Below are 15,732 nucleotides of genomic sequence, written 5' to 3'. Positions count from 1 at the left end.
GTGTCGCCGGACATTTTGCGAGCCTTGCGGACGGTGCCACGGCACCTGTTCTGCCCGCCCGACACGCCCTTGGGAAGGCGTGCGCGAACTCTGTGGTCCGCACTCGGAGTGACGAGACCAGGCGCACCACGTCGTCGATCAGCGCGCCGTGGCTGCAAGCCAGAATGTTGCATCAGGCCAGGATCGAACAGGGCATGCGGGTACTGGAGGTCGGGTCCGGCTGTTGTCAGCCGAGCTGCTCAACCGCGCTTTGAGGCGGCGTCGTTCGCAAGCTGCCACATTTCATAGTTCCCGCACTCTGCCGTGATCTCAGCCGTCGCCCGGGCCGCGCCGAAGAAGGCGTCGGCCAGCGGCGAGGTGCGCGACGCCGCCATCGCGACGAATACCTGGCCGGGCGCTAGGTCTGGGACGGGCACGTAGCTGATGTCCGGACGCGAGTAGAACACGGTCTCCGAACGCCCCACGAACGAGATGCCCCGGCCGGCCGCGACGTGCTCGAGCTTCTCCTCCACCCCGCGCACCCGGAGCCCGGAGTCGGGGTGCGGGCGCCTGGTGGGCTGCGTGCTCGGGTCGGCATGCCAGACCAGCGGCTCACCGGCCAGGTCGGCCTCGGTGACCTCCTCCTTGCCGGCCAGCCGGTGGCCTGCGGGCAGCGCCACCATGAGCGGCTCGGTGTACAGCGGCGTCAGGCGCAGGCCGGCCTCGTCGATGGGCAGCCGCACATAGCCGACGTCGACGCGGCCGTCGAGCAGCATCGGGGCCTGGTCGTCCCATTCCATCCGCTGCACGTCCACGACCACGTCCGGGTGCTGGGCCTCGAACGCCCGCGTCGCCGGGATGACCGGGATGCCGGCCCGAAAGCCGACCACCAGCCGCTGGCCGCCGCGTTCTGCCACGGACACCCGGCGCCGGACCGCGTGCGCGGAGGCGAGCAGCGGACCGGCGTCCTCCAGCAGCTGTCGGCCCGCGTCGGTCAGCGTTACGCCGTGGCTGTCCCTGGTGAACAGCGAGGCGCCGAGATCCTGTTCCAGCGCGCGGATCTGCCGGCTGAGCGCCGGCTGCGCGATGTGCAACTCATCGGCGGCGCGGCCGAAATGCAGCCTGTCGGCGACGGCGACGAAATAGCGCAGCTTCCGCAGGTCCAGATCCATGGGGCCTCCCGGTCCGGCAATGCCTCGAGGGTATCACCACGGCTGAAACAGGTCTTGGACACCCGCTCAGGCCGGTGGCATCGTTCATGGGGCCGAGAGAACTCGGTACAAGAATTCCGGATCGGTATTTGATAGCAGGCCCAAAAACCACGATGAGCACATCAAGAATTGGGCCTCTTCCGTTCCTGTTTCGGAGACCCTCAAATTCAACGGAGTGATCGTGGGAAAGCTCGATGGCAAGGTCGCAGTGATCACCGGTGGATCCACCGGCCTGGCGCTGGCCGGCGCCAAACTGTTCGTCGAGGAAGGTGCGTATGTCTTCATCCAGGCCCGGCGGCAGGAAGCGCTGGACGACGCCGTGAAGCTGATCGGCCGCAACGTCACCGCCGTCCAGGGTGACGCGTCCGATCTGGACGACCTGGAGCGGTTGTACGACACCGTCAAGCGGGAAAGGGGTTCGATCGACGTGCTGTGGGCCAGCGCCGGGATGGGCGAACCCGGTGTCCTCGGCGAGATCACCGAGGAACAGTTCGAACGCACCTTCTCGCTCAACGCGCGCGGCACCCTGTTCACCGTGCAGAAGGCATTGCCGCTGATCAACGACAACGGCTCGATCCTCATGACCGGTTCCAACGCCTCACTCGGCGCCTTCCCGGGCTGGAGCCTCTACGCGGGAAGCAAAGCCGTCCAGCAGGCCTGGGCCCGTGTCTGGCTCAACGAGCTGCGCGACCGCAAGATCCGGGTGAACGTCCTGACCCCCGGCCAGGTCGGCACCGCCAAGCAGGAAGAGCTGTTCGACGAGGCAACAAGGGCCGCATTCGAGTCCCTCATCCCCCGCGGAACGATGGGTCGTCCCGAAGAGATCGCCACCGTCGCCCTGTTCCTCGCCTCCAACGACTCCAGCTACGTCAACGGCCTGGAACTAGTCGCCGACGGCGGCACAACCGCCATTTGAGCCACACACGAACGAGTCAGAGCGGCGCCTGAAACAGGTGCTCGAGAACAGAAAGAGGCACAACTCATGAGCAGCATCACCTTCATTGGTGCGGGGAACATGGCCCGTACCATCGGCGTGCTTGCGGTGGCGGGCGGCAACACCGTCGAGATCATGGCACGCGATCAGTCGAAGGCCGATGCCCTGGCCAAGGTTCTGGGCGGCGGCACCACGTCGGGCAAGTGGGGCGCCGTCCCGGCCGGGGACATCGTCATCACGGCCATGTTGTACGCCGGTGTCGTTTCGACCGTCGCCGAGTACGGAGAGGCCCTCGCGGGCAAGATCATCGTCGACATCAGCAACCCCTTCAACTCCACGTTCGACGGACTGGCCCACAGCGACGAGACCTCGATCGCGCAGGAGGTCGCCAAGATCGCCCCACCCAGCGCCATGGTGTTCAAGGCCTTCAACACCATCTTCCGTAGCGTCCTGGAGGAGGGCCGGCCCGACGTCTTCTTCGCTGGTGACAACCCGCAGGCCAAGGCGGACGTGGCGGCTTTCATCGAGAGCCTCGGACTGCGCCCGCTGGACGTCGGCGGCCTGAAGATGGCGCACTGGCTGGAAGGAGCGGGTGTGCTCACGGTAGGCCTCGCGGGCAACGGGATCGGCCACGGGAACTTCGCCATCGGCGTCAACGAATTTACGGACTGACCCCAGGCTTAGCAGTCGGCGAACAGAACGCCGTGCGCTCTGACGGGTTGCTGGACCACCGACTCGCAGATGTCGGAAATCAACAATGGCGAAATTTCGCCTGAGGAGGCTCATCGCAATGCAGCTCGGTTTCATGATTCCCCTTGTCGGGCCCTCCGTCAGCGACGCCTCCGCCCTGAGCGCTTTCGTCCGCGGACTCGAGGACCTTGGCTACGACGCCCTGTGGGTCGGCGATCGACTGGTCACGCCGGTTGATGTCGGCAGCAACTATCTCGCCCGAGGGCCGCAGATGGCCCGCTCCTTCGATCCGGTGCTGCTGTTGACGGTCGCCGCGGCGGCGTCCAGCCGGATGCGCCTGAACACCAGCACGCTGAGCACGTTCTACTACGAACCGCCGCACCTGGCGCGGTCGCTGACGACGCTCGACGTGCTCAGTGAGGGTCGCCTCGGCGTTGGTGTGGGGTTGGGGTGGATGAAGCAGGAGTACGACGTGGCCCGCAACGCGGACTGGCGCCGGCGCGGCAAGATGCTCGATGACATGCTGGCGTTCCTGCACGCGTGGTGGACGACCAATCCCGTGTCCTGGGACAGCGAGTTCTTCACCATGCCACCGGTCCACGCCGACCTGCGTCCGGTCCAGCCAGGCGGCCCGCCCATCTGGGTTGGCGGTGCCAGCGAGGCCGCGATGCGCCGGGTCGGCCGCAGCGGTGTCGGCTGGCTCGGGGTCGAAGGGCCCGCGCCTGCCGCGTCGGCCAGCAGCCAGGACGAGGGCGCCGGCCGTCTGTGGTCGATCGCGCGTCGAGCGGCGCAGGACGCCGGCCGGGATCCCGACGCACTGAAGACGGCCATGCGGATCAACCTCGAGCCGGGCACGTCCGTCGACTCGGTCGCGGACCAGCTGAAGCGATACGCCGAGTCCGGTGTCGACGAGGCGTACTTCGATGCCTTCGCGATGTTCACCAGCCTTGACCAGCTGCTCGACTTCGCCGGCCAGGTGATCGCGCGTACCGGCCGGTTGTGACCACCGAAGAAGCAGCCATCAAAGGCACGACCACCGAAGACACGACCACTTAGGAAGAGAGCACTCACCATGAGCAGCATCAGTTTCATCGGACTGGGTGGCATGGCCCACGCCATCGCCGCACGAGCGGTCACGGGCGGCCACTCGATCGAACTCATCGGCCGCGACCCGGCCAAGGCGAAGGGCCTGGCTGCCGAACTCGGCGTCGGGGCCACGGTGGGGACATTCGGCACCGTACCCGCCGGCGACATCGTCGTCCTGGCCGTGCCGTACGCCAGCGCGGTGCCGGTCGTCACCCAGTACGGCGATGCCCTGGCCGGCAAGGTCATCATCGACATCTCCAACACCTTCAACGCCGACGCCACCGCGCTGGTCGTGCCTGATGGCACGTCCGGTGCGCAGGAGATCGCCAAAGCGGCCCCGGCGAGCGCGCACGTCGTCAAGGCGTTCAACACCGTCTTCGGCCACGTCCTGGTCCAGGATCGTCCGCTGGACGTGTTCTTCGCCGGAGATGACCCGCAGGCCAAGGCGAGCGTGTCGGCGTTCATCGAGAGCCTCGGACTGCGTCCCCTCGATGTCGGCGACCTGGAGATGGCTCGCTGGCTGGAAGGGGTCGGGCCACTGCTGATGGGCCTGGCACGCAACGGCGCGGGGACCTTCGACGTCGCCCTCAGCGTCGACTTCCCCGGCTGAGCGCACCCCGCACCACCGCTTCTTCCGCCACATCACTCACGCCGCATCACTGACAAGGAGCAGCAACGTGCACGTCTTCGTCACTGGCGGGACCGGCCACTCCGGTTCGCACATCATCCCCGAGCTCATCGCCGCCGGGCACGAGGTCACCGGCCTGGCCCGGTCGGACACCGCTGCGGCGGCACTGTCCGCGCTCGGCGCGAAGGTACGCCGCGGCGACCTCCAGGACCTCGACGGGCTCAAGGAGGCGGCCGCGGACTCCGACGGCGTCATCCACGTCGCGCACCGGCAAGACCTGCTCCCGTCCGGCGGGATCGACGCCGTGGCCGCCGCGGAGCTCCCGATCATGCTCGCGTACGGCCAGGCGCTCGCGGGAACCGGGAAGCCGCTGGTCGCGGCGGGGAGCATCGGCTCGCCCGGGCAGTTGGGCCGGCCGGCCACCGAGGACGACCCGGCCCTTCCCGTCGGCGACGAGCACAAGGGCACTCTGCGGGCTCGCAACGTCGTGGAAACTGCCGTCATCGGGCTCGCCGAGCAGGGAGTACGGTCGTCGGTCGTACGGATTGCCAACATCGCGCACGACACGACTGATCGTGCCGGCTTCCTGCCCACACTGATCGCGCTCGCGAAGGACAAGGGCTTCGCCGGCTACCCGGGAGACGGCGCGAACCTGTGGAACGCCGTGCACGCCCGCGATGCCGCCTCGTTGTTCCGCCTGGCGCTGGAGAAGGGCCCGGCCGGCAAGTACTGGCACGCCGTGGGGGACGGGGCCATCCCGGTCCGCGAGATCGCCGAGGCCATCGGCAGCCGCCTGGGCCTGCCCGCCGTGAGCGTACCCCTGGACGAACTGATGCTGCCGGGATACTTCGGGTTCCTCACGAACGTCATCACGCAGAACTACCCGGCGTCCAACCTCATCACCCGCCGGGTCCTGGGCTGGGAGCCCGCTCAGCCCGGCCTGCTCGCCGATCTGGACAACGGTCATTACTTCCCGTCGACCGACGTCCCCGCCATCTGAGGGCAGGGACCTCATGGCAACGGGTCCCGCCTGTGCGGGACAAGGTTCTTCTGAAGGGACGGTCGAGAACATGACAACTGTGGGATTCATCGGAAGCGGAGCCATCGGCAGCACCATCGCGCGGCTCGCCGTCGAGGCCGGCCACCAGGTCGTGCTCAGCAACTCGCGCGGTCCCGAGACGCTCGCGGACACGGTCGCTGAACTGGGGCCGGCGGCGACCGCGGCGACGAGCGGAGAGGCCGCGGCGGCCGGTGACATCGTCGTGGTGACAGTGCCGGTCAAGGCCTTCCCCACCCTGCCCGCCGCGCCACTGGCGGGGAAGACGGTCATCGACACGTGCAACTACGGCCCCGATCGTGACGGGCACATCCCCGAGCTCGACGGCACATCGCTCACCTCGAGCGAGCTGCTGCTGCGGTACATCCCGGACGCCGGGCTCGTGAAGGCGTTCAACACCATCTACTTCAAGCACCTGCTGTCGCTCGGCCGCCCGGCGGGGGCGGCCGACCGCTCGTACCTGCCGATCGCCGGGGACTCTGCGTCGGCGAAGGCGGCGGTGACCGAGTTCATCGACTCCATCGGGTACGGCGTGGTGGACGCGGGACCGCTGGCCGACGGCTGGCGGCAGGCGCCGGGCACGCCGGTGTGGGGAACCCCCTACGGGCCGGCCTCGAACGAGAAGGGCCAGCCGGTCGGTCAGGACGCGATCCGCGCGGCACTGGCCACCGCAACACGGTAACCGCAAGTTGGCGCGGGCCGCGCGAGCACGACCAGGAGAGGCACATGACCGACCACCCGCCGCTGATCGCGGTGACCGATGCAGAACTCGAAGACCTGCGCGCGCGGCTACGCGCCACCCGGTGGCCCACCCGGTGGCCCGTCGATGGCTGGGAGGCGGGCGCCGACACCACTGAGGTGCGCCGCCTGGCGGAGTACTGGGCCACAGGCTATGACTGGCGCACCCACGAGGCGCGGATCAACGCCCTGCCGCACCACACGGCCGCCATCGGCGGCACGCCCGTCCATTACCTCCGGTTCGACGGTGAGCAGCCCGGCGCCCTGCCGATCGTCCTGACCCACGGCTGGCCCAGCACCTTCCTGGAGCTCACCGACCTCGCCCGGCGTCTCGCGGAGCCGTCGAAGTACGGCGGCGACGCGTCCGACGCGTTCACGGTCGTCGTGCCCTCGCTGCCCGGCTACGCGTTCTCGCCGCAACGCCTGGCCCTCCCGCCGACGCTCCAGACTCACCAGGTCTGGCACCGGCTCATGCGGGACGAGCTCGGCTTCGACCGGTACGCCGCCCACGGCGGCGACCTAGGCGCGGGGATCACGTCGCGTCTGGGTGAGGCCTATCCGGAGTCGCTGGCCGGAATCCACCTGCTCGCCGTCGCCGCACCCCCGGAGTACGACGCCGCCAGCCTCACCCTGGACGAACAGACTTACCTCGACCAGGTCGCCACCTGGAGCGCGGAGGAGGGCGGCTACCAGCACCAGCAGAACACCCGCCCGCTCACCCTGGCCCACGCTCTGTCCGACTCTCCGACCGGCCTGCTGGCCTGGATCGTCGAGAAGTACCGCGCCTGGAGCGACTCGGGCGGCGACCTGTCGGTCCGGTTCACCGACGACTTCGTCCTCACCCAGGCGTCCCTGTACTGGTTCACCGGCACGATCTCGACGTCGTTCCGGCCCTACTACGAGTACGCCCGCGGCCTGACCCGGCGCGTCGAAAAGGTCGAAGTGCCCACCGCCGTCGCCGTCTTCCCCGCCGACCTCACCCAGCCCCCGCGCTCCTGGGCCGAACGCACCTACAACATCACCCGGTACACGTCGATGCCACGCGGCGGACACTTCGCCGCCCACGAAGAGCCCGAACTGCTCGCCGCCGACATCACCGAGTTCTTCCGCCAACTGCGCTGAGACCGAGGTGGGCCAGCTCGCCGTCGTTGTCCCGTGGACGGAACTCGCGGCGGTCCTGGCCATCGCCCTCCTCGCCTTGCGCCATCCTCAGGTCACCAGTCCGCTGCGGTAGGCGTGGACCACGGCCTGCACGCGGTCCCGCAGGCCGAGCTTGGCCAGAATGTGTGAAACGTACGTCTTGACGGACTCCTGGCTGATCACCAGCGCCGCGGCGATCTCACTGTTCGACAGGCCATCGGCGATGAGGCGCAGCACCTCCAGCTCGCGCGGCGTCAGCGCGGTGTCGGCCGCGTTCTCGGCGGGGCGGATCCGCGCCGCGTACCTGCCGACGAGCTGCCGGGTCACCTCGGGAGCCAGCAGGGCTGCCCCGGTCGCGACCGTGCGGATGCCATGCAGCCGCTGGGCCGCAGGGGCGTCCTTGAGCAGAAACCCGCCGGCCCCTGCGCGCAGCGCCTCGTAAACGTACTCGTCGAGATTGAACGTCGTCACCACGAGCACCTTGACTGGGTGCGCGACCCCGACGCCGGTGAGCAGGCGGGTCGCCTCCATGCCGTCGAGCACCGGCATCCGGACGTCCATCACCACGACGTCCGGGTCCAGCCGGCGGGTGAGGTCGACGGCGGCCCGCCCGTCCCCGCACTCGCCGACCACCTCGAGGTCGGGCTGGGCGTCGATGATCGTCGCGAACCCGGTGCGGATCAGCGCCTGGTCGTCGCACACCAGGACCCGGATCGGCGCACTCATGCCCGGCTCCCGGTAGGGATGCGCGCGCGGACGACGAATCTGCCGTCGGCCTCGCGGTCCGCGTCGAACTCGCCGCCCAGGGCGTTCGCCCGTTCGCGGAGCCCGACGAGCCCCCGCCCGCTCCCGCCGGGTGAGCGAGGGCCGGCGCCGACGAGGGCCGGCTCAGGTCCGGTCCCGGCAGTGCTGATCTCCAGGGTGATCTCCCTGTCGTCGTAGCGCACGTCGACCGCCGTCGAGCTGCCGTGCGCGTGCTTGAGCGCGTTGGTCAGAGCCTCCTGCACCACCCGGTGGGCGACCAGCTCGGCGCTCCCGGCCGATGGTCAGGTCGGACGGCTTACCTGGGAGCAGCTGGTTGTACCCCTCCAACAGGGCAGTACCGGCAGCGCCGTCAGAGCCATCCAAAGCGAGCTGACCGCACACGGCATCCCCACCGCCATCGACGGCGACTTCGGCCCCGCCACCACGTCCCACGTCCGAATCTTCCAAACCCTCAACGCGCTCCCGACCACCGGCACCGTCGACACCACAAACTGGCTCTATCTAGAAGGCACGTGACGCTGACATGTCGACTCTCCGGGCTGCGGGCGTTGATTCGTTCCGGGCCGGCCGAGGACCTTCGTAGGCGCATCGCGCGGCAAAGATCACCATGGACCGGGCGCTGGATCCGGTCGAGCTGCGCGAGACTACAACGCGGTTGCGGCGGAGCAGCAGGGTGGCCGAGAAGGCGATCGCTTCGCTGCCGACTCAGGTGACCATCACCAGGGCCTAACTGAAGGTCTGGATCGATGGGCTGGACGATATCGGAGCGGCTCTGAACGGGGCGAACGCCTCGACGATACGAGTCCTCGGTGCGGTCGAACTTGGGCGGATCGTCCGGTGTCGGAGAACGCACTTAGATGTGGTCAAGGGGCCACCTGTCCTGCCGGGGGTGCGCACTTCTCAACGAGCACCGAGACGGAGACCGTCTTCATGCCGACCGGCACTGAAAGAGTGCAGCGGTGTCGTTGCTGGACTTCGTCATGCCCACATCAAGTCCTGTTGATGACGCGGTCGAAGCTGCAGCTCGCAGCTCGCAGCTCGCAGCTCGCAGCCGCGGTCTCGGAACGGTGTGCTGCGTCGTTCCGCCGCGGCACGATCCCGGATCACTGCGCTGTAGGCGACGGTCTCGCGCGGCAACTGGGCCGCGGTACCAGGATTGAAGGTCCCCACCAGATCCACCTTCGGCGGGAGGATCATCGTGTCGGTTGACACGTCCAGCCTAGTTGACGCACGATCGCCCACAGCCGCCGCCGACCCGCGGCCTCGGATGACTCGACGAGAGCCTAGCGCCGGGAGCCCTCATCGTGGGCGGGGTTGGTCCAGGCGCTTGCACAGTCGTGTGCCGGGTGCAGGCGACAGGCGTTCGTTCAGGCGTCCCTGGCTGTCTGCTTTCCCTGCAGTTCCTCGTGCTCGGTCAGCAGCGCTTCGAGGACGTTGAGGGCGCGCCAGGTCCGGGTCATCCCGTACGGTGCGGTGGCGCTGACGGCGGCGCGGGCCTCGTCGGGCGTCACTCCCGCCCTCAGCGCACGGCCGACGTGGGCACGGAAGCTCTCGTGGAGGGTCTGATACAGGATGTCCACCGTCATTGTCGCGAAGGCCCGCTCGCGGACACTGATGCGAGACATGTCGGTGCGCATCCGCGACTGCAGGTCCATGTAGTCGGCGAAACCCGGGTCGAGGGCACGCACCTCAGCTCGCATCGCCGGGGGTATGGGGCTGCCGGCGCCGTCGGCGTTCAGTTGGTGGCCTTGGCCAGTCGGCCCGGGCAGGCCGTGTTTGTGCTCGACCTCAGCCAGCCGCTCCAGGGCGGCCAGCGCCGCCGGGTAGCCGCTGTCGTAGGAGATGAAACGCAGCAACTCGCGTAGGTCGTCGGCATCGAGGCCGGTGTCGAGGGCAGCCCGGACATGGAGCTCGAACGGCATACCGAGGACCTGTTCGCACACGTCGGCAACCAGGCTCAGCAGCGTGAGCTCGCGCGGCGTGAGCTGCGTTGCGGACTCGGCGAGTTGGAAGCTTGCGGCGGCCATCTCCGCGAACACCGGGTCCAGTTCCTCGACCGCCTTCTGGGTCGGCAACGTCATGATGGCTCCCCTTAAGTGAATGCTTGTAGGGCTACTACTGTAGCCTTATGTGCGTTCTAATACAATTGCTGAGCATGGATGCGACCACTCCAGCCCGAAGCACCGCCAGCACTGCGCCGCGTGGCCGCAACCCGCGTGGCCAGGGCCAGCGGCTGCGGACCGAGATCGTTGACGCGACGCTGCGACTGCTGGACGAACTCGCCGACGACCAGGCGTTGTCGCTGCGAGCGGTCGCGCGCGAGGTAGGCATCGCCACGACGTCCATCTACATTCATTTCGCCGATCGCGACGCGTTGGTGCTGGCCGCGCTGGAGCACTGCTGTGCGGACCTGCTGCGCGCGGTGGACGACGCGGAGTCGGGCGCCGCCGACCCGGTGGCCGCGCTGCGCGCGCGAACGGTGCTGCTCGGCGTGTGGTCCCGAGAGCACCCGGGGCTGTACAAGGTGCTGCACGAGAGCACGCTCAACCGGCGCAGGGATATGTCCTTCAAGGAGGAAATGGCGAAGCGCACGACCACTGCGATCCGCCGCTGCATGGACGCCGGTCTCGCGACTCGCGGCGACGCGGAGATCGTCTCACTGGATCTGCGCACGGCCGTCCACGGTGCGGTCTCGCTGCGCGTCAACGAACCCGGACTGCCCTGGCCTCCGCTGGAGGAGCAGGTCGACCGTTTCTTGGAGAAATTGGTTGGCGTTCGCCCTACGGAGGGGTGACGCCGGTGTGACGTGCGGCGCTCAGTTTCGCGTCACGGCAGCCGATCTCGGACGGGTGGCCTCCGGACCCGGCGCAGGACTGGGTCGCGGCCTGGGCGAGATGCCGGCGTACGACGGTCGGTGTCAGGGCCAAGGATGCAGTGCGAGGTGAGGTTTCGCGGCCGGTTCGAGCAACTCCAGTGCGACACGGCCTGATCCCACACGTCAATCTCCGAGGAACGTCCGGAATCGATGACCTAGCCTCGATCCGCCGATCGGTGTGAGGGCGGCGGGTGGGTGTCATCGTCGTGGAGTCTGGGGTGACGGGTCGGTCGGCGTCCACTACCCCGTGCGAGGGCGCTGAGTTCGCAGAGGTCACCCCAGGACATGCATGTAGGCAAGGCCACCGGGTGTTGAGTTCAACCCGACTTGAAATATTAGCGTCGGTGTTTCAACACCTAGAGAGGGCGCATGCCATGAAGATCCGCGAGGTCGTGGTCACATCGCACAACCTTGACGCAGCCGCCACCTTCTATCGTGATGTGCTGAAGATGCCAGTCGAGAAGGAACCTGCTCGCGTACTGGTCACGATCGGCCGTAGCCGACTCGTCATCGCTCGCGGTGAGCAGTTTGACGGCGTCCACCACCTAGCTTTCGGTATCTCGCCACATGCCTTCGACCATGCGCATGCCTGGCTGAAGAGTCGTGTAGCTCTCATACGCGCCGGTGGCGATGATGTGATCATCGGACCGGCCGGTTGGGACTCCGAATCGGTGTATTTTCTCGGTCCGGACGACACCCTTCTGGAGTTCATCGCCCGTCAAGCCGACGCCGGAGTCCCAGCAGCAGATGGAGATGTTCCGCGGCCGGTCTCCATCAGCGAGATCGGCATCAGTGTCCCCGATACCTCGGCAGCCGTCGGCGTGGTTACTGCAGCGACGGGACTACCCACCTTCCCGCCACAAGAACGAGACTTCGCCCCCGTGGGCGATCACGACGGTCTGCTGATCATCGTCGACCAGGATCGGGTCTGGTTCCCCACTCAAGTACTCCATCCTGCACATGGCTCCCTGACGGTGAGGATCGAGACGCCGGATCAGCTAGCCGATATCGTCATAACCGAGAAGGTCACCATCTCGACCGCGCCAGCGGACTCGAGAACCCGCTGATCGCTTGAACGCCTATCGGGGAGCCAGCCACGTGGGCCGTGAGGCGCCCGGGTTGGCTCACGGTCCAGACGACTACTACGTCGTGACTGGGGCAAGAAGTACGGGTCGAGTGACAATCAGGTTGCCGCTCTGACGAATGTGACACTGGACTTTCTTCCCGGAACCTTCACTGCCGTCATGGGTCCCTCGGGCTCAGGCAAGTCGACCTTGTTGCATTGCGCGGGCGGCCTCGCCTGCGTCGATACCGGAGAGGTTGTGGTCGGCCACCAGGACCGGCTCCAGACCGGCAGCAGACGACGTACGACAAGCCTAACCAGCAGGGCGAGTAGGACGACCTGGAACAGCTGCGAGATCTGCCGCCAGGAACTGATCGAGGTTGCCCACCTGCTGGGGCTCATGCACAAACTCACGCTGGACGACGTCACCCGCACGTCGTGCGCCGCCCCCAGCTGGTTCGCGGCAGCTCATACCTCGACTAGAACATCGGTGGTTCCCTTGAGCTCGGATCCGGGATGGGGTCGTGACCTGGGCGTCTGTGTTGTGGACGGTGTCCGTGACGGCTCTGGACTCCTGTCTCCGACCGATGGTGCTGCGCCGACGAACCGATCTGCATGAGGCCATGAACAGTGGCATCGACGGCTCACGAGGAGGCCGCTTGGCCGGGCCTGAATCTGCGGACATCAAGATCTCGGTGCTGATAGCACCGTCGTCCGCCGCCATCAGCGCTCGACCGCTGCGGAACTCCACCGCTGAGCGGGCCGGACTGACGTGGGGCGGGCCTCGAGGCGTCGGTCGCGGCGGCGGTCAGGGGGTCACGACTGGGTCATGTCCCTATCGGCTCGGCGACCTTGACAAGCAGCTTGCCTGTGTTGGATCCATCGAAGAGTTGGTTGAGGGCTGCGGGTGCGCGCTCGAGGCCTTGGACGACGGTCTGGTCATACCGGAGCTTCCCGTTGGCAATGAGGGCGCCGAGGTACGCAGTTGCCTCTGGGAATCGATCCGCATGATCGAGGACAAGGAAGCTCTGGATGAGGGCGCGGCTGACCATCAGGCCTTGGCTGATGTTGCTGGACTGGTGGCTCGGGGCCGTCGAACCGAAGCCGTTGTACTCCGCGATCAGTCCGCACAACACGATGCGAGCACCGACGTTGAGCCGAGTGACGATGTGATCGAGAATCTGCCCGCCCGCGTTCTCGAAGTCGACGTCGATGCCGCCGGATGTGGCGCCGTCGAGCTCAGAGCGCCAGTTGCCGCTCTTGTAGTTGATGCAGGCATCGAAGCCGAGTTCCTCGACGACATAGCGGCACTTCTCGGCTGTTCCGGCGAGGCCGACGACTCGAGCACCGCGTGCCTTCCCGATCTGGCCTGCCACCGAACCCACGGCGCCGGCGGCTGCGGAAACGACCATGGTCTCGCCCGGTTGGGGTTTGCCGATGTCGTGGACGCCGAGGTAGGCGGTGACGCCAGTGTGGCCCAGCGCCCCCAGCAGCGCGGTGATCGGCTCTGGCGCCGACTGTACGACTGTGAACGGGGGCGTCTTCGGCGCGGACATCAGCGATGACGTACTCCGACCAGCCGGTCAGTCCCGACACCAGGTCGCCAGTCTTCAGGTCGTCGCGCCCGGACTCGATGACCTGACCAAGACCGATGCCTCGCATCACTCCGTCTACCGCGACTGGCGGCAGGTTGTAGTGGACCTCGCTCATCCATATGCGGTTGGTCGGGTCAAGCGACAGCCACAGTGTGCGGATGAGCGCCTGGCCGGACCGGAGCTCAGGGACAGGCTCCTCGACGAATTCGAGATCATCCGGCGTCACGAGTCCATCAGGACGACGCCGGAGTCGGTAGAGGTGGTTGGTCAGCTGGCTCATTGGCGGAAGCCCTCCTGGATCCGTTCCGTTGTCGGGGTTGTGCCGGCAGTGTTCACGCGACCGAGGGCGCCATGCTGTGCCGACATGGCCACCATCTCGATCTCGACCGCAACTCCACCGGGCAGCGAGGCCACGCCGACCGTGGTACGCGCATGACGTCCCCGCTCACCGAACAGTTCGACGAGGAGCTCCGAGGCGCCGTCCATGACCTCGGGCAGCGGCTCGTACCCGGGAACACAGTGAACGTAGCCATTGACCTTGACGATCCGGGTCAGCGCATCCAGATTACAGATCGCCGTTTCCAGACTCGCCAGGCAACCAAGGACCGCGAGTCGGGCGGCAGCCCGCCCGTCGGACAAGTCGAGGGTGTCGCCGACCCTGCCACGGTACTGCCGATCCCCGCCGGAGAACGGGGCGTGACCGGCGACATAGATGAGATGGTTCTCGGCAACGAACGGCAGGTACTCGTGCCTGTGCGACGGAGGCGGCAAACACAGTCCGAGCTCCGCCAGTCGGCGGCGCACCTCGGAAGTCGTGCTCATGTCACGCCCTCTGAGTAACGACGTCGAGAGCCTGGTCGAGATCCGCGATCAGGTCGTCTGGGTGCTCGAGCCCCACAGACAGCCGCAGGACGTTGTCGGGCAGGTGCCCCGAGCCGTGGGTAGGTGCGCTGGCGACGTGCTGGATCAGGCTCTCCGGCGCACCGAAACTGGTGGCATTGACGAAGTATCGAGTGCGTGCGGCGACCCTCGTCGCGATGTCCGCGCCCCCGCGGATCGTGAACGAGAGAATGCCGCCGAATCCGCTCATGACCTCCTTGGCCAGCTCGTGCTGCGGATGACTGGGGCGTCCCGGGTAGCGGACCCAGTCGATCGCAGGATGTTGCTCCAGGAAGGCGGCGACCTCGGCGGCGTGGTCGGCATGGGCGTGCATGCGGACGGGGAGGGTCTTCAGGCCGCGGGCAGTCAACCAGCAGTCGAACGGACTGGGTGTCGCGCCCTCGATCCACTGCAGGGTTCGAAGCTGGTCAAGCAGGGACGTCTCGGCAACTACCAACACACCGGCCAGTACGTCCGCATGGCCGGCCAGGTACTTCGTCGCGGAATGGAGGACGAAGTCGGCGCCAGCCCGCACCGGCTGCTGGAAGACCGGGGTGACGAACGTGTTGTCGACTGCACACAAGGCGCCATGTTCGTGAGCGATCTCGGCGACCTGCGCGATATCCGTCACCTTCAGCAGCGGGTTGGACAGACCCTCCGCCCAGACCAGCCGGGTGTCAGGCTCGAGGGCCGTGCGGACGGCTGCAGAATCAGTCATGTCCACCGTGCTGAACCGGATGCCCCACCGCGACAGGCTCAGACGCAGCAGCCTGATCGTGCCCTGGAAGACGTCGTCGGGCACGAGGACATGTCCGCCCTGGCCGGCAATGCTCAGCGCCGCCAGGACCGCAGCCGAGCCACTGGCGTAAGCGACTCCGCCGGCACCACGCTCGAGTGTGGCCACCGTCCGCTCGAGGCTGCTCTGGTTGGGATTTCCCGCCTTGCTGTAGAAGTATCCGCGGCTGTGACCGCCGTCGGGATCACGCTCGAAGGTCGTCGACATGATGATGGGCTCGACGACCGCACCAGTCTGCGGATCGACGCCCGCACCGCCATGGACCACGAGTGTCTCCACATGCGGCTCCTCGAGGT

General features: G+C 67.4%; 20 protein-coding genes and 1 pseudogene. 13 read left to right on the top strand and 8 right to left on the bottom strand.

The window, feature by feature from the left end; genetic code table 11:
• The first annotated feature begins 92 nt into the window (after positions 1 to 92).
• Positions 93 to 254, top strand: a complete 162-nt coding sequence (locus E0H75_RS44775) for a hypothetical protein (RefSeq protein WP_272948980.1) — start codon at positions 93 to 95, stop codon at positions 252 to 254.
• Here the strand turns inward: E0H75_RS44775 and E0H75_RS40410 are convergent.
• Positions 240 to 1,151, bottom strand: a complete 912-nt coding sequence (locus tag E0H75_RS40410) for a LysR family transcriptional regulator (RefSeq protein WP_131519020.1) — start codon at positions 1,149 to 1,151, stop codon at positions 240 to 242. The genes E0H75_RS44775 and E0H75_RS40410 overlap by 15 nt on opposite strands.
• Positions 1,152 to 1,371: 220 nt before the next feature.
• Between E0H75_RS40410 and E0H75_RS40405 the strand changes: the two genes are divergently transcribed.
• The 7 genes from E0H75_RS40405 to E0H75_RS40375 all read left to right on the top strand — a co-directional run bounded on the left by E0H75_RS40405 (position 1,372) and on the right by E0H75_RS40375 (position 7,445).
• On the top strand, positions 1,372 to 2,106 hold the full coding sequence (locus E0H75_RS40405; protein ID WP_131519019.1) for an SDR family NAD(P)-dependent oxidoreductase: 735 nt from the start codon (positions 1,372 to 1,374) through the stop codon (positions 2,104 to 2,106).
• Between the two features lie 66 nt (positions 2,107 to 2,172).
• Complete coding sequence (locus tag E0H75_RS40400) at positions 2,173 to 2,796, top strand: NADPH-dependent F420 reductase (RefSeq protein ID WP_131519018.1); 624 nt, start codon at positions 2,173 to 2,175, stop codon at positions 2,794 to 2,796.
• A 133-nt stretch (positions 2,797 to 2,929) separates the two neighbouring features.
• Positions 2,930 to 3,817 (top strand): TIGR03619 family F420-dependent LLM class oxidoreductase, encoded by an 888-nt coding sequence (locus E0H75_RS40395; protein ID WP_202873421.1) that lies wholly within the window; start codon positions 2,930 to 2,932, stop codon positions 3,815 to 3,817.
• A 69-nt stretch (positions 3,818 to 3,886) separates the two neighbouring features.
• Positions 3,887 to 4,510: an NADPH-dependent F420 reductase gene (locus tag E0H75_RS40390; protein ID WP_131519016.1), complete on the top strand. Its 624-nt coding sequence runs from the start codon at positions 3,887 to 3,889 to the stop codon at positions 4,508 to 4,510.
• Positions 4,511 to 4,577: 67 nt separating this feature from the next.
• Positions 4,578 to 5,528 (top strand): SDR family oxidoreductase, encoded by a 951-nt coding sequence (locus E0H75_RS40385; protein WP_131519015.1) that lies wholly within the window; start codon positions 4,578 to 4,580, stop codon positions 5,526 to 5,528.
• Positions 5,529 to 5,598: 70 nt separating this feature from the next.
• Complete coding sequence (locus tag E0H75_RS40380) at positions 5,599 to 6,267, top strand: NADPH-dependent F420 reductase (protein WP_202873420.1); 669 nt, start codon at positions 5,599 to 5,601, stop codon at positions 6,265 to 6,267.
• A 44-nt stretch (positions 6,268 to 6,311) separates the two neighbouring features.
• Positions 6,312 to 7,445, top strand: a complete 1,134-nt coding sequence (locus E0H75_RS40375) for an epoxide hydrolase family protein (protein ID WP_202873419.1) — start codon at positions 6,312 to 6,314, stop codon at positions 7,443 to 7,445.
• Positions 7,446 to 7,532: 87 nt separating this feature from the next.
• On the opposite strand, the gene E0H75_RS40370 is transcribed toward E0H75_RS40375, so the two are convergent.
• Both E0H75_RS40370 and E0H75_RS40365 read right to left on the bottom strand, forming a co-directional pair.
• A complete protein-coding gene (locus E0H75_RS40370) occupies positions 7,533 to 8,189 on the bottom strand; it encodes a response regulator (protein ID WP_131519014.1) in 657 nt (218 codons plus the stop codon).
• The gene (locus E0H75_RS40365) at positions 8,186 to 8,473 is read right to left on the bottom strand and encodes an ATP-binding protein (RefSeq protein ID WP_202873418.1); all 288 of its coding nucleotides are present in this window, start codon (positions 8,471 to 8,473) and stop codon (positions 8,186 to 8,188) included. Before E0H75_RS40365 ends, E0H75_RS40370 begins: the two co-directional genes overlap by 4 nt.
• Here E0H75_RS40365 and E0H75_RS45180 point away from each other — a divergent pair.
• Together E0H75_RS45180 and E0H75_RS44770 are read left to right on the top strand one after the other, a co-directional pair.
• Positions 8,442 to 8,744 (top strand): peptidoglycan-binding domain-containing protein, encoded by a 303-nt coding sequence (locus E0H75_RS45180; protein ID WP_420323317.1) that lies wholly within the window; start codon positions 8,442 to 8,444, stop codon positions 8,742 to 8,744. The genes E0H75_RS40365 and E0H75_RS45180 overlap by 32 nt on opposite strands.
• Positions 8,745 to 8,835: 91 nt before the next feature.
• Positions 8,836 to 8,958: a hypothetical protein gene (locus E0H75_RS44770; RefSeq protein ID WP_272948979.1), complete on the top strand. Its 123-nt coding sequence runs from the start codon at positions 8,836 to 8,838 to the stop codon at positions 8,956 to 8,958.
• Positions 8,959 to 9,595: 637 nt separating this feature from the next.
• Here the strand turns inward: E0H75_RS44770 and E0H75_RS40355 are convergent.
• Positions 9,596 to 10,309 (bottom strand): carboxymuconolactone decarboxylase family protein, encoded by a 714-nt coding sequence (locus E0H75_RS40355; RefSeq protein WP_131519012.1) that lies wholly within the window; start codon positions 10,307 to 10,309, stop codon positions 9,596 to 9,598.
• A gap of 74 nt (positions 10,310 to 10,383) precedes the next feature.
• Here E0H75_RS40355 and E0H75_RS40350 point away from each other — a divergent pair, with 74 nt between their 5' ends.
• The 3 genes from E0H75_RS40350 (at position 10,384) to E0H75_RS40340 (ending at position 12,785) form a co-directional block, all read left to right on the top strand.
• Positions 10,384 to 11,022 carry a TetR/AcrR family transcriptional regulator gene (locus tag E0H75_RS40350; protein ID WP_131519011.1) on the top strand — a complete coding sequence of 213 codons (639 nt, stop codon included), beginning with the start codon at positions 10,384 to 10,386 and terminating at the stop codon, positions 11,020 to 11,022.
• A 455-nt stretch (positions 11,023 to 11,477) separates the two neighbouring features.
• Positions 11,478 to 12,170: a VOC family protein gene (locus E0H75_RS40345; protein ID WP_131519010.1), complete on the top strand. Its 693-nt coding sequence runs from the start codon at positions 11,478 to 11,480 to the stop codon at positions 12,168 to 12,170.
• A gap of 138 nt (positions 12,171 to 12,308) precedes the next feature.
• Complete coding sequence (locus E0H75_RS40340) at positions 12,309 to 12,785, top strand: ATP-binding cassette domain-containing protein (RefSeq protein ID WP_272948978.1); 477 nt, start codon at positions 12,309 to 12,311, stop codon at positions 12,783 to 12,785.
• A gap of 208 nt (positions 12,786 to 12,993) precedes the next feature.
• Here the strand turns inward: E0H75_RS40340 and E0H75_RS44445 are convergent, their stop codons facing one another.
• From E0H75_RS44445 to E0H75_RS40325, 4 genes and pseudogenes are all read right to left on the bottom strand, one after another.
• Complete coding sequence (locus E0H75_RS44445) at positions 12,994 to 13,722, bottom strand: MDR family NADP-dependent oxidoreductase (RefSeq protein ID WP_238163554.1); 729 nt, start codon at positions 13,720 to 13,722, stop codon at positions 12,994 to 12,996.
• 58 nt (positions 13,723 to 13,780) lie between these two features.
• Positions 13,781 to 14,041 (bottom strand): annotated as a pseudogene (locus E0H75_RS45175) (NADP-dependent oxidoreductase); the annotation flags it as partial.
• Positions 14,038 to 14,583 carry a RidA family protein gene (locus tag E0H75_RS40330; protein ID WP_131519009.1) on the bottom strand — a complete coding sequence of 182 codons (546 nt, stop codon included), beginning with the start codon at positions 14,581 to 14,583 and terminating at the stop codon, positions 14,038 to 14,040. The gene E0H75_RS40330 and the pseudogene E0H75_RS45175, both read right to left, overlap by 4 nt.
• Before the next feature lies 1 nt (position 14,584).
• On the bottom strand, positions 14,585 to 15,715 hold the full coding sequence (locus E0H75_RS40325) for a trans-sulfuration enzyme family protein (protein ID WP_202873416.1): 1,131 nt from the start codon (positions 15,713 to 15,715) through the stop codon (positions 14,585 to 14,587).
• Between the last annotated feature and the right edge of the window lie 17 nt (positions 15,716 to 15,732).

It is taken from the genome of Kribbella capetownensis (assembly GCF_004331485.1).
In the GTDB taxonomy this organism is placed as follows: domain Bacteria; phylum Actinomycetota; class Actinomycetes; order Propionibacteriales; family Kribbellaceae; genus Kribbella; species Kribbella capetownensis.
This window is presented reverse-complemented; position numbering and strand designations above follow the sequence as displayed.